This is a genomic window from Comamonas denitrificans (assembly GCF_042654745.1).
Lineage (GTDB): Bacteria > Pseudomonadota > Gammaproteobacteria > Burkholderiales > Burkholderiaceae_C > Comamonas > Comamonas denitrificans.
Genome location: NZ_JBHSEY010000001.1, coordinates 124,256 through 137,155, shown reverse-complemented (window position 1 = coordinate 137,155; position 12,900 = coordinate 124,256). Strand labels below are relative to the sequence as shown.

General features: G+C 51.6%; 14 protein-coding genes and 1 pseudogene. 2 read left to right on the top strand and 13 right to left on the bottom strand.

What is annotated here, in order from left to right:
* Positions 1-154 precede the first annotated feature (154 nt).
* From ACFO24_RS00720 to ACFO24_RS00680, 9 genes are all read right to left on the bottom strand, one after another.
* Positions 155-1,477, bottom strand: coding sequence for a zonular occludens toxin domain-containing protein (locus tag ACFO24_RS00720; protein WP_377736183.1), 1,323 nt, complete (start codon positions 1,475-1,477; stop codon positions 155-157).
* Positions 1,474-1,905, bottom strand: a complete 432-nt coding sequence (locus ACFO24_RS00715; RefSeq protein WP_377736181.1) for a DUF2523 family protein — start codon at positions 1,903-1,905, stop codon at positions 1,474-1,476. Before ACFO24_RS00715 ends, ACFO24_RS00720 begins: the two co-directional genes overlap by 4 nt.
* A 1-nt stretch (position 1,906) precedes the next feature.
* Entirely contained in the window at positions 1,907-3,283 is a 1,377-nt protein-coding gene (locus ACFO24_RS00710; RefSeq protein WP_377736179.1) for a hypothetical protein, read from the bottom strand.
* Positions 3,284-3,384: 101 nt separating this feature from the next.
* Entirely contained in the window at positions 3,385-3,519 is a 135-nt protein-coding gene (locus ACFO24_RS00705) for a hypothetical protein (protein ID WP_377736177.1), read from the bottom strand.
* A gap of 68 nt (positions 3,520-3,587) precedes the next feature.
* Positions 3,588-3,800 (bottom strand): hypothetical protein, encoded by a 213-nt coding sequence (locus tag ACFO24_RS00700; protein ID WP_377736175.1) that lies wholly within the window; start codon positions 3,798-3,800, stop codon positions 3,588-3,590.
* On the bottom strand, positions 3,800-4,120 hold the full coding sequence (locus ACFO24_RS00695) for a hypothetical protein (RefSeq protein ID WP_377736173.1): 321 nt from the start codon (positions 4,118-4,120) through the stop codon (positions 3,800-3,802). The genes ACFO24_RS00700 and ACFO24_RS00695 overlap by 1 nt, the downstream gene beginning before the upstream one ends.
* Positions 4,104-5,300, bottom strand: a complete 1,197-nt coding sequence (locus ACFO24_RS00690; RefSeq protein WP_377736171.1) for a phage/plasmid replication protein, II/X family — start codon at positions 5,298-5,300, stop codon at positions 4,104-4,106. Before ACFO24_RS00690 ends, ACFO24_RS00695 begins: the two co-directional genes overlap by 17 nt.
* Positions 5,301-5,505: 205 nt before the next feature.
* Positions 5,506-5,865, bottom strand: a complete 360-nt coding sequence (locus tag ACFO24_RS00685; RefSeq protein ID WP_377736169.1) for a hypothetical protein — start codon at positions 5,863-5,865, stop codon at positions 5,506-5,508.
* Entirely contained in the window at positions 5,862-6,212 is a 351-nt protein-coding gene (locus ACFO24_RS00680) for a hypothetical protein (RefSeq protein WP_377736167.1), read from the bottom strand. The genes ACFO24_RS00685 and ACFO24_RS00680 overlap by 4 nt, the downstream gene beginning before the upstream one ends.
* A 216-nt stretch (positions 6,213-6,428) precedes the next feature.
* On the opposite strand from ACFO24_RS00680, the gene ACFO24_RS00675 reads away from it, so the two are divergent.
* Positions 6,429-6,689 (top strand): hypothetical protein, encoded by a 261-nt coding sequence (locus ACFO24_RS00675; RefSeq protein ID WP_377736165.1) that lies wholly within the window; start codon positions 6,429-6,431, stop codon positions 6,687-6,689.
* Positions 6,690-6,800: 111 nt separating this feature from the next.
* Here the strand turns inward: ACFO24_RS00675 and ACFO24_RS00670 are convergent, their stop codons facing one another.
* The 4 genes and pseudogenes from ACFO24_RS00670 to ACFO24_RS00655 all read right to left on the bottom strand — a co-directional run bounded on the left by ACFO24_RS00670 (position 6,801) and on the right by ACFO24_RS00655 (position 11,828).
* Complete coding sequence (locus tag ACFO24_RS00670; RefSeq protein WP_207574612.1) at positions 6,801-8,048, bottom strand: phenylacetate--CoA ligase family protein; 1,248 nt, start codon at positions 8,046-8,048, stop codon at positions 6,801-6,803.
* Between the two features lie 86 nt (positions 8,049-8,134).
* Positions 8,135-8,962 (bottom strand): ABC transporter ATP-binding protein, encoded by an 828-nt coding sequence (locus ACFO24_RS00665; protein ID WP_377736161.1) that lies wholly within the window; start codon positions 8,960-8,962, stop codon positions 8,135-8,137.
* Positions 8,963-9,248: 286 nt separating this feature from the next.
* Positions 9,249-9,782, bottom strand: a pseudogene (locus tag ACFO24_RS00660) (ABC transporter ATP-binding protein); the annotation flags it as partial.
* Positions 9,783-9,893: 111 nt separating this feature from the next.
* Complete coding sequence (locus tag ACFO24_RS00655; protein ID WP_377736158.1) at positions 9,894-11,828, bottom strand: AMP-dependent synthetase/ligase; 1,935 nt, start codon at positions 11,826-11,828, stop codon at positions 9,894-9,896.
* A 300-nt stretch (positions 11,829-12,128) separates the two neighbouring features.
* On the opposite strand from ACFO24_RS00655, the gene ACFO24_RS00650 reads away from it, so the two are divergent.
* On the top strand, positions 12,129-12,881 hold the full coding sequence (locus ACFO24_RS00650) for a Crp/Fnr family transcriptional regulator (RefSeq protein WP_207574606.1): 753 nt from the start codon (positions 12,129-12,131) through the stop codon (positions 12,879-12,881).
* The last annotated feature ends 19 nt before the right edge of the window (positions 12,882-12,900 follow it).

The following is a 12,900-nucleotide window of genomic DNA, read 5'->3' as shown; positions in this document are numbered from 1 at the left end:
GCCCCGCTACGCTACATCGCGCCTCTTGAGTAGGCCGCTTGCATGAAAAGGCCAGTGACGAAATAAAGAATAGAAAAATACAAATTGACTTTTTTAAAGACACTACATGTAGTGTTTTTTTGTTTGTCAAGACACTAAATAACAACCTTAAAAATTAGTTTTTTCTATTTGCATTGGCAACGGTAAGGCCAACAGAAGGGATGTCACAAACAACAGACCGGCGCTGGCCAGCAAAGACAAGATAAGCAGCGCAGTCGCCCAGGTGCTCAAATTTGTAGCCGTAGCCGGTCAAATCGTGGGTTGTGATGTTGAAAATGGGGTAGCCATTTTGTGAAATTGCCAAGGTGCAGATTTTTTCTTTGCCTTGAAATGCCATGCAGCCAGTGAGGTGAACCTGGTAGCCATGGAAAGGGTCTGGCCTTTTGGCCTGGTCGGAAGCAAGAGCGGTTTCTAGTGCTGTTCCTGGTGCAGGTTCTGGAGCTGTTCCTGGTGCTGTTCCTGGTGCGGTTCCTGGTGCAGGTTCTGGTGCAGGTTCTGGTGCAGGTTCTGGTTCTGGTTCTGTTCCTGGTGCAGTTTCTGGTGGGTGTAAATTGAAGGTTTTAAAAACATCTGGCTTTGGATTTTCTTTTTTGCCGAAAGCATTAAAGCCAATATAAACAAGAGTTAAAAGGCTCAAAAAAACAAAAACCCAAGAGAAACGATGCCATTTAATGTGAGCAGGGCTAACATCTTTTGCGGATGATTGCTTTACCGTGCTGCCTTGGGTGTGACTTTTATAAAGCCGGAAATACTGGGGTTCATATTTTCGCTGTTCGGTGCTGACTTCACCACCGCGGAATCCTGCAAATACTTTGCGGATGTAATGATCATCTTTTCCCAAGAATCCAGCATTGCGGACGCGAACGTGAAATTCAGCCAAGGCAGAAATATCGTCGTCAAGGGACCCCATGCGCTGGGTGAGCAATAAAACATCAGCGCCAAAGTGACGAGATATTTTGAACCACTGAATTATTTCATCTGGAGTTCCACCACCACCGCGACCAATGCGAGGTTTTGGAAATGAAACGTGACATTCGTCAATGACGTAAAGAGGGCCGATATTGCCTTTACCGCGCCATTCATCATAAAAGTCCCAGACAGAACCAAAAAGACGGCAGCCAGTTGGGGGGGGAATGTAGGGGCGACCGTCGTGCAATATCGGTAAATCATAACGCTCATCAACGTCAAATTCACCAACGATAAAAGCACGTTCACCACGGTTTGCGGCTTCAGCGTCCCACCTGCCCAAAATGGGTAAATTTTCGGTTCTTATATCCAGAAGTGGCATTAATTCAGGATAAAGAAATTCGAATGCATCCCGGATTAAAGGAAGATTGGTAACTACCTTTCGGCCAGATCGGAGGGTAGGAAATATGTGATATACGAGAGCTTCGTAACTTTTGCCGCCGCCTGGTGTGCCTTCTAAAAGATTAATCATGAGCCAAGCCTGACAAATGGGATTAGCTGCAAAGCAAAGCGAATAAGAATACCTGTCGCGATTATGGCCATGGCGGAGGGAAGACCGATAGCACTCAAAATTGCGGAAGTTTCAGCGGGAATTGAAGACCATAATGATGAAACTTGCGAAGTTAAACCATTAATGTTAAACAATTGACCAATGTTTTGTAATAAATCAGCAGCAAGAGAAAATAAACTTACAAAAAGCCAAATAAACAAATCAGTTAAAACAAGCCAGGCAGATTTAAAAACTTCAACAACCAAAAGGCCGAACCATTCAACAAAGTCAGTTATTGCGGTAAATATCCCTTTTATATATTCAAGGATAGAATCAAGAAATCCAGAATTATCAGCGGCAAAAGCTGAAGGACTGATAAAAAAGAAAATTAAATAAAGAATTTTTTTCATTTTAACCACCAAAAACCAAAGCCCTGAAAGTAAATACTGCTGTTATCTGAACCATAAGCCATAAAAAAGGCCAAAGAATACAAGGTGGGGATATGTCAAAAGTTCCAAAATTAACAACGCCAATATCTAAAGAGATGTTGAAATTTTGACAAGCACCGCCAGAATCTGCAAACTTTGGAACAAAAGCATTTACAAGACCGTCAAATATGGCGCTTGCTTCTTTTAAACCTGAATTTTGATAAGCACTAGAAAATCCATCAGGATATTTGGATTCATAAATAGTGGGCATTTTCCATTCAGGATGAGAAGCCGTGCCTGTGCTACCTGGGCCTGTGCCTTCACCCTCCCCTTCACCATCGCCTGTGCCTGTGCCTGAGCCTGAGCCTGTGCCTGTGCCTGTGCCTGTGCCTGTGCCTGTGCCTGTGCCTGTGCCTGTGCCTGAGCAAACACCAGACGCGGGATTTTTTTGACAAAAGTCAGCTTCAGAATAAACGGTAGAAGTGCCAGAAACGCCAGTAACAGCGCCGCTAGAATCTTTTGTTGTTGTGGTTTCTGTTACCGTGCATTTACCGTCAGTGCATGAAACGGTTGATTTTGTTTCACTGGTAGAGCCATCAGGTTTATTTTCTGTTTTTGGTTGATAGTCAGTTTCTTTTTCAATAGCAGGAATACAAACTTTTTTATCACCGACAAAACCTGGAAATTCACCTTGTTTGCAAGTCTTTTCAGGGTCAGGATCAGTTACTTGATCAGAATGAACGCAAAAATCACCGGTAAATGAAGCAGGGCCAGATGCAATACTTCGGCCTTCATTATCTTTGTAATATACGCTAATGCCGGTAAATTGAAGGTAACAGCCCTTAGAGCAGTTATCAAGCGGAGGATTAGAACAAGCACCGCCAGGAGTTGAGCCAGAGTAATAAACGTCAAATCTTGGAATGCGCTCATTCTTAAAACTAGAGCACGTGGATTCTATTTCTTTGCAAGGGTCAGGGGGGTCAGGTAATACGCAAGAATTACCGTCTTTTTCTTCGTAGCCGGAATTACAGACGCATTGAGAGCCGGAAGCCGTGGAATTTTGGGGGCAATATAAAGAACTAAATTTAACAGCCTTATGATTTGGGGTATGTCTATTACCTGAATCATTGTATTCATAACACCTGAAAATTATATTATCTATTTGTTGGAATCCATAATAAGATTTACCATCATGCAAAGTCTGATATTTACATGCCTCATCAGGAGAATCAAAAACCATATTAGGAAAATCAGAATAATATAATTTATATTTTTCAACTTGAATAGAAGGAATAGCGGCTAAAGAATTAAAACTCAAAAAAGATAAAAAGAATAAAAAAATTAAGCGGAAACGATTCATAGCTTCACCATCAGACAAAAAACAAGGGCGCTAATCGCCCCAATGAAGGCCATGAAGACCTTTATCAAGACAATTAGCGCCCCTGTTAGCACGGTGAAGCCTTAGACCTTACGAACCGCGCGTTTGCCCAGGTCAATGCCTTTGAAGGCCATGGTGATGCCAATGATGCCCACGCCCAAGGCGATGACGGCGGCTGCTACTGTGGTAATGTCGATTGCTGCAAAAATGTCAGTCATTTTGTAATCCTCGAAAGTTAAAAAGATAGCGAAAATGCTACCAGTAAGGGGACAGTATCCCCTTAAAGCTAGATTTTCTTGATTGCCTTGATACCAGCAGAGATTGCAAAGCCCATATACCACCAGGTCAGAACGGAACCAGCACCAAAGGCATAAGCCAAGGCAATTTCACTTGCTTCGATTTGCGCAATTGATTGAGCAATGATATCTGCAAGGGAATAAAGAGACTGTTCAGAAACAGGGCAAGGCAATACATCCACGGAACAAGCAAGAAATTTCATTATTGGGCAGCTTTTTGCTTTAATGAGTTTTCGTGAGGGCGAGCAGAGAGAACGACTTCTTTGGTTTCCTTGCCATTAGAAACGCGCTCAATTTCCAAGACAGCCATAAAAGGCAAGGGAATACGCTGCATTGCAAAAACGGTGTCAGCATTGGGCATTTTCCATTCTTCGGTGGTGATACCGCCCTTCAGGTTTTCGCCTGGTTTGTTGTAACGTTCGTCAAGTTTTACGCGCGAATAAAGAACGCCGGAGTTAATGCCTTCGCCCTGGACAAAGCCCTTAAATGCCTTGAATCCAACCACTTCAATGGTAAGTTCCATCTTTCAAATCCTCAGTTTGTGGCAGCTCATACCAATCGGGAATAGAGACAGGGCCGAGCTGAATAACCCTGACTTTAGGTTTAAATTGAATTACGTTACTTTTAATAGCAATATCAACACCAAAAGGCAATAATGCTTTGCGATGTTTATAAAAAGTAGCGCGAGACATTTTTGAATCGAGATCATCCCCAGCCATCCACATGCGATAAGTAGATAAGAGGTGCTTGGGTAGCGAGGTCATATCATCGACGTGAGCAGATTCGCCGCGAGTGAATACCTCGAAACGCTGTTTGAATTCGTTTTCTAGAAGTTTCATATCAAAACCCCCTAAATAATGGCAGCCCATATCATGGAGTTTAGTTGCCTTAAATGTAAACTCGACGCGAACTAGCCCGACAGAATCGCACCAATCAGCAAGGTGGACAACAAAAGGATTTACAGGGCCTTTTTGGAAGCTATCCATTTCAATGCGTTTAATATGGCGCCTTAATTCAGGGCCTTTTGTGTAAGCTTTGATATAAAGACGACGAGAGCCACGGCCAAAATCAACGGTTTCAGCATCGCCATAAGTGCCGGTTTTGAGCCTGCTAGCTTGCTGATTTTGCAGATGGCGCATATAAGCGGATGCGTTTTCTTTACTGCCGGTGGAAAAGTTAGTGGTTATATCAACGCGGGTGACAATGGCACCAGTCCAACAAGAGCGAGGTTCACCCTTGAAATTGGTGATGAATTTATTACCCTCAGTAAAAGGCGGTAATCCGTAGCGAGAAAGAATGCCGTTAATTATTTGAAGGCATTGAGAAAACGTGTAGCCAAATACATTATCAGGTCGGCCGAATTTAGAAACGTTTCCATCAAACCAGACGGTTTCCCCATCGCAACGAATAAAAACGGCGGTTTCGTGACTGCCCTCGATACGCTCTTTTTTGAGAGTGACGGTTTCAACAGCCCCATCCCTGTCAATGCGCATGAAGGCACCGCCTGCAATTTTGGGAAGGCCGCCGCACTCATGCCGCTGATAGATGCTGAGCCAGTCACAGAAGCCGATACGCTGAAATTTCGTAGGTGCAGAAGGCCACCAGTCGGGAGAACGAAAAACAGGGTTTTGCCCCTCGGTGGCAGCGGTGGTTTTTTGGTCGAAAGTCTCACCCGTGAGACTAAAGTGACGTGTTACTAGCACGTCACGCCCCCGACAGCCCCCGCCAGCGCCGGCGCGGACACCTCCCCCGAAGGGGCCCCCTCCGCGCCCGCACAAGCACAGCGGACGCAAAGACGGGTGTTTTTGCAAGACACGGCAAAGCGGGAAATTTCCGGAGCATCAGATTCGACAATCCAGGATTCAGGGCCGTTGATGGGGTGACAGGGGGCAATTTGGTCGAGATCGCTCATTCTATGGATTCCTGATATTCAGCTACCAATTCTTCTTTTTGACAAGAAGGGCAAAAAATGGAAATTGAACGATAAGACTCATCGCCATCCAAACCCAAATGAATAATTTCCCGAAAAGAAGATAAAGAAGCAAGGCCAGACCAAGAGCAGGAAAGACAAATAACTTTTAAATCTCTATAAGAAAGATACCAGCCATCAAAACTGATTTTTTCAAGATTAGGGTTGTTATTAAAAAGATGAGCGCCGCAGGATTTACAAGATGCAGAGTAATCGGGCAAGGTGTGGCAAAAATGCTCAATATCAGAGCTGCCGCAGTACTGACAAAAATTAATATAAGTGGTGGCTTTTAAAGTCATTTGATGCCCTCCACCTGGCCGACCTGGACGGAAGCCGCCAGGCAAGCGCCCTGGTCGTATTGACCAGGCAGAGGACAAGGAGAAATAGACGGGTGGATGTACCGGAACCAGATTGCAAGCGCCAAGATGTTCAGAGCGAACAAAAGAAAAGAAATAGCGACAATCAAAACCGCAATAAGGAGGTAAGACGTGGAAGAAATACTCTCATTCACCGTCAAAGGGGTGATGCTGATGTTCTTGGCAGTAGCTGTTTTCGCGGTACTGGTCATCAGAAAGACGATCAAGGACGCGAAAGAGGAACGAAAAAGACGAAATCGCAGGGGTAAGCGATAGGGAAGAGGTGACATGCTGGCGGCTCCTTGGGTTGTGGAGCCGCCGGCTTTGCTTCAGCCGACCAGGTGGACGGCAGCGCAGTCTTGTGACTTCCCCTAAAAGCGCCTTATCCAGACTCGGGGAGCGGCTCCAGCTAACGTGTCGTTAGTTAGAGGGATGCTAACGACTCGTCACCCAAAAAGCTAACCAGTCGTCATATCATCAAGACTGCTTGACGAAAGGGCAGAAATATGACCTCAACAATTCAACTACTCGAAAAAGCGCTGCAATCAAAGCGGGCTGCTGACTGGTGCAGAGATTTGAATATCAGCACAGCCGCTTTTGCACAGGCAAAAAAAAGAGGACGGCTAAGTCCCTTGCTTGCTGGAAATATCGCTATAGATTTAGGAGAAAATCCAGATCATTGGATGGCCGTTGCAGCCATCGAAGCCGAGCGAGAAAGCCCCCTGAGAGACAGGCTCAGGGCTTCCCTACTGCGCATTAAGTCATAGCTATTTGCGCTTAATGAATAATACTTTCAGCGCAAATAGTTGCAAAAAACACTGATTATTCAGCGCTAGCAGCTCACAAAAAAACCGACCTGGGCAGGTCGGTTTTTTGTTTTAGTCGTAGCTGCGGGCGTCTTCAATCACCTTGCCGTCGTTGGGCAAGCGCCCTGGGTGGTGAAACTGCACCTCACAGCGTAGCTTGGTGACTTCGCGCACGGTGTCTTGCAGCAATTGCACCAAGCCGGGGGCCGTTTCCAGGGTCTCGACGTGCAAGGTCATCTGGTCGTTGGCCATGGCCCCGGTGATGACCAGACGCACGCGCTGGATTTGGGGGAAGCGCTTGGCCACTTCAATCACCTGCCCGGGCTGCACGAACATGCCGCGCACTTTGGTGGTTTGGTCTGCGCGGCCCAGCCAGCCTTTGATGCGCACATTGGTGCGGCCTGTCGGGCAGTGGCCAGGCAGGATGGCGGAAAGGTCGCCCGTGCCAAAACGGATCAGCGGGTAGTCGGTGTTCAGGGTGGTGATGACCAGCTCGCCAACCTCGCCCTCTGGCACCGGGTCGCCGGTGCCGGGGCGCACGATTTCGACGATCACGCCTTCATCCACCACCAAGCCTTGCCGGGCTTCGGTTTCGTAAGCGATCAGGCCCAAGTCGGCGGTGGCATAGCACTGGTAGCCGGTCACGCCACGCTCTTGCATCCATTGCTGCAGCGACGGTGGGAAGGCTTCGGCCGAGAGCAGGGCCTTGCGCAGGCTGGGCAGAGGGGTGCCCATGGCCTGGGCTTTTTCCAAAATCAGTTTCAAAAAGCTGGGGGTGCCGATGTAGCCAGCGGGCTGCAGTTCGGCCATGGCCTGCACTTGCTGCTCGGTTTGGCCCGTGCCGCCGGGAAAGACGCTGCAGCCGATGGCGTGGGCACCGTTTTCCATCATGGCCCCGGCGGGGACAAAGTGGTAGCTAAAGCAGTTGTGAATCAGCTCGCCGCTGCGAAATCCGGCGGCGTAGATGGCGCGGGCCATGCGCCAGTAGTCTTTGCGCTGGCCTTCGGGCTCGTAAATGGGACCGGGGCTGGCAAAAACGCGCGGCATGGCCGGGCCAAAGCCGTGTGTTGCAAAGCCGCCAAAGGGATTGGTGCTGCGCTGGGCTTGTTGGCGCTCCAAGAGCTGGTATTTGCGCGTGACCGGCAGCTGGGCCAGCGCAGCGCGGCTGGTGATGCTGGCGGCATCAACGCCAGCCAGAATGTCCGCAAAGGCTGGACTGTGTTTCTGCGCATGGGCAATTTGCCCCGGCAGCGCAGCCAGCAAGGCCGCTTCGCGTTCCTCTGGGGGGCGGGTTTCAAGGGTGTCGTAAAACGCAGACATGGTCACTCTTTTCAGGGGATATTATTGGTATTAAATCAGTCTCTAACCATTGCAGAGTATATGGATAAAGATATCAATATTAATATTCAAGCCAACCAGCGTTTGCGGCGCTTATAGCTTTTCACGTCTTTGAAGCTCTTGCGCTCGCTGCCGCCTACGCCCAGGTAAAACTCTTTCACGTCTTCGTTGCTGGCCAGCTCTTTGGCCGGGCCATCCATGACGATGCGCCCGCTTTCCATGATGTAGCCGTAGTCGGCGTATTTGAGCGCCATATTCGTGTTTTGCTCGGCCAGCATGAAGGTGACTTTTTCTTTGTGATTGAGGTCTTGCACGATGTTGAAGACTTCTTCGACGATTTGCGGCGCCAGGCCCATGGAGGGCTCATCGAGCAGCACCATGCGCGGGTTGCTCATGAGGGCGCGGCCAATGGCGCACATTTGCTGTTCGCCGCCCGAGGTGTAGGCCGCTTGGCTGGTGCGCCGGGTTTTCAGGCGTGGGAAATAGTTGTAAACCTTTTCCAGGTTGCGGGCGATTTCGGCCTTGTCGGTGCGGGTGTAGCTGCCGGTGAGCAGGTTTTCTTCGATGGTCAGGTGGGCAAAGCAGTGGCGCCCTTCCATGACCTGTACCACGCCGCGCTTGACCAGGTCGGCGGGCGAGAGGTTTTGAATTTCTTGGCCTTCCAGCATGACGCTGCCTTTGGTGACCTCGCCGCGCTCGCCTTTGAGCAGGTTGGAGATGGCCCGCAAAGTGGTGGTCTTGCCCGCGCCATTGCCGCCGAGCAGGGCAACGATGCCGTGCTCTGGCACTTTCAGCGAAACGCCTTTGAGTACCAAGATGACGTGGTTGTAAATGACTTCAATGCCATTGACTTCGACCAGCGGCTGGGTTGTGGAAGCGGGGGTTGCAGTGCTCATACCATCACCTAATGTTAGTTATAGCTGCAAGCGCTTGTATTGAAAGCGCTTGCAGTGTTTTATCTATCTAAATGACTTAGATAGTGCGACAAATGCTATGTTATTTGCAGTCGCGGATTTGAATGTTTTTCTCTTTGGCGTAGCGCTCGCCGTACTCTTTCACGAGCGGATCGACCATGCTCTTGTCGGCCTGGTACCAGTCAGAGACAACGTTGAACTTGGCGCCATCCCACTGGGCGATGCGCGACCAGTCGGTGCCCATGTGGTTTTCGCAGCTGGTCTTGACGGGGCGCAGCACCTTGCCAAAGCCCAGTTCGTTCAGGCGCTTTTGCAGGCCGTAGGGCAGCTGGCCCACGGGCGTTTTGCGGTAGGCCTGAATTTCTAAAAAGTCGATGATGTTTTCAACAAACTCGCGGTGCGCCAGCTCTTCGCGCCGCGCCGGGCCCAGGTGGAAGGCTTGCTGCAGCAGGTTGCACTTCATCTTCAGGTTGCGCCCGGTCATGATGTTGTCGATCACGCTCATGCCCTTGAACAGCGCCAGGTTCTGAAAGGTGCGGGCCACGCCCATTTCCGCCACTTGGCGGCTGTTCATGTGGGCAAAGGTTTGGCCCCGGAAGGTGATCGAGCCTTCGCTGGGCGTGTACACGCCGTTGATGCAGTTGAGCATCGAGGACTTGCCCGCCCCGTTGGGGCCGATGATGGAGCGAATCTCGTGCTCGCGCACGTTGAAGGAGATGTCGGTCAGCGCTTTGACACCGCCAAAGCGCAGGCTGATGTTTTGGATGTCCAAAATGACATCGCCAATTTTTTTCTCGGACATGGCGCTAGATTTTTCTTGGGCAATCGGGTGAGAGGAATCGCTGGGGGCAGCGGCGGGGGTGGCCGTGGAGCCGGAGTGTTCTAGAACAGCGTCGGTCATGAGCACCCTCGGTCAGGCCGCTTGGCGGGTGGCCGCAAAGACCTGCCCTTCCAAAATTTGCAGCGTGGCGCTGACGCTGCCCGTGCGCCCGTCTTCAAACTTCACCTGGGTTTCAATGAACTGCTCGGTCTTGCCGCTGTACAGCGCCTCGATCAGCACGGCGTATTTCTCGGCGATAAAGTTGCGGCGCACTTTGCGGGTGCGGGTCAGCTCATCGTCATCGGGATCCAGCTCTTTGTGCAGCACCAAGAAGCGGGCCACTTGGGTGTCGGCCATGCCTTCTTCGGCGGCCAGGCCGGCATTGACCTGGCGGATGCAATCGGCAATCAGCGCCAGCACCTGGGGCTTAGAGGCCAAGTCCACATAGCCGCCGTAGGGAATGCCCTGGCGCTCGGCCCAGTTGCCCACGGCTTCGTAATCAATATTGACAAAGGCGCACACCTTGTCCTTGCCGTTGCCAAAGCACACCGCCTCCTTGATGTGCGAGAAGAATTTGAGCTTGTTCTCAATGTAGTTGGGCGCAAACATGGCCCCGCTGGCCATCTTGCCCACGTCCTTGGCACGGTCGATGATGCGCAGCTGGCCGTTGGCACCAATCACGCCCGCATCGCCGGTTTTGAAGTAGCCGTTTTCATCCAGCACCTCGGCGGTGGCATCCGGGCGCTTGTAGTACTCCTTGAGCACCGACACGCCTTTGAGCAGCACTTCGCCGTTCTCGGCAATCTTCAGCTCAATGCCGGGGGCGGCCTGGCCCACGCTGTTGATATCGACCTGGCCATCGCGCTGCAGACAAACATAGGCGCAGGTTTCAGTTTGGCCGTACAGCTGTTTGAGGTTGATGCCAATGCTGCGGAAAAACTGGAACAGCTCCGGCCCAATCGCCGCGCCCGCGGTGTAGGCCACGCGAATGCGCGACAGCCCCATGGCATTGCGCAGCGGGCCGTAAATCATGAAGTCGCCCAGGCGGTACTTGAGTTTGTCCAGCGCCCCGACCGGCTTGCCGTCCAAAATGTCTGAGCCCACCCGCTTGGCCACATCCATGGCCTTTTTAAACAGCCATTGTTTAAACGGGGCCGCATCTTCCATGCGAATCGACACCGAGGTGAGCATGCCCTCAAACACCCGGGGCGGGGCAAAGTAGTAGGTCGGGCCCACTTCGCGCATGTCAATGCTGACGGTGGCTGCCGACTCGGGGCAGTTGATGGTGAAACCGGCCACCAGCCATTGTGCGTACGAGAACAAATGGTCGCCCACCCAGGCCGGGGGCAGGTAAGAGATCACGTTGTCGCTGGGGCCCAGCTTGTCCACCTCCACCCCGCCCTGGGCCGAGCCGATGAAGTTGGTGTGCGTCAGGCACACCCCTTTGGGCTTGCCGGTGGTGCCCGAGGTGTAAAGAATCACCGCCACATCCTCAGCCTGCACACGCTGCTGCATGCTGTCCCACACACCCGGGTGGTCTTTATCCCAGGCGGCACCGAGCTTTTTCAGCTCTGCAGTGCTGATCAAACCGGGCTCTTCGTATTTGCGCAGACCGCGTGGGTCGTCGTAAATGATGTGGGTGATGCTGGGCACGGTCTCGCGCACTTCCAGCAGTTTGTCCACTTGTTCTTGGTCTTCGGCAAAAGCGAAGTGGATGTCGGCATCCTCCATCACAAACGCCATTTCTTGGGCCACCGCATCCTGGTACAGCGGAATGGGCACGGCCCCCAGGCTTTGCACGGCCGCAAAGCCCATGTAAACGTTGGGGCGGTTGTCGCTGACGAAGGCCAGGTTTTGCCCCCGGGCCAGCCCCAGCGCCGCCAGGCCACAAGCAATGTTGCGCACGTCGCGGGCGACATCGGCCCAGGTCCAAGTCTGCCAAATACCGAACTCTTTTTCACGCAAGGCAGGGGCTGTTGGGCGCTGCGTTGCGTGGCTTAGGAGCAGGTGCGGAAAAGTGTTCGCCATGGCGGTTCCTCACAAACAATGTTCTGGAAATTCCTGAAAATGGTGCCGTCAGTTTTATGTAAAAAAGTCTGCTTGGCACCCGATTTCCAACAATCGTAGTGGTGAGTTTGACGTTATTGTGTCTTTTCGTTTACTTTCCTGGTGAAAGTCCTAGTCGGGTTATCCTGCTGCTTACCGCGCTAATTGGCTTTTTACTGTGGTTTATTTTCATCATTTCGCACCGTCCGCCCAGGGAAATGGGCCCTCCCTGTGGCAAACCCTAGGGGACAGAGTCTTTATCTGCGCAGATGCTTCACGGTTATGAGTTCGACACCTTCTTTGTACCAACGCAGGCGCACCCCTTGCGCGCAAGAACTGGATGGCATCCCTTGGTTGCGCCTGCTCCAACCCCATGAGCGTGATCGGGCGGTGAATGCCATCCATGTCACCCAGGCCAACCCCGGAGAGTACGTGTGCATGATCGGGCGCCAAGTGACCTACTGGTTTGGTCTGATCGATGGCTTGCTGAAAATGAGCTCCGAAAATGCCCAAGGCGTGAGCATGACCTTTGCCGGCCTGCCCCCTGGAGGGTGGTTTGGCGAAGGCACGGCCATCAAGCGCGAGTCCTACCGCTACAACGTGCAGGCACTGCGCAAAAGCGTGGTCGCTGGCCTGCACATTGACACCTTTCATTGGCTGCTGGACAACTCGCTGGGCTTTAACCGCTACATCATGAACCAGCTCAACGAGCGCCTGGGCCAGTTCATTGGTGCGCGCGAGATTGATCGCCTCTCCAGCCCCGACCTGCGCGTGGCCCGCAGCTTGGCCGCCTTATTCAATCCGGCGCTCTACCCTTACCCTGGTGGCAATCAGCTGCTACGCATTACGCAGCAAGAACTGGCCTATTTGGTAGGGCTGTCGCGCCAACGGGTCAATGAGGCTTTGGCCACGTTAGAGGCTGCCGGTGCCATCCAAGTGGAGTACGGCGGCTTGCGGGTGGTCGATTTGGAAGCCTTGCGCAACGGTTTTTTTCAAAGCACCAAGTCCGCTTCTGCCCACGAAAAAGTGGATTAACCCCGCCCCCAGCAGCACG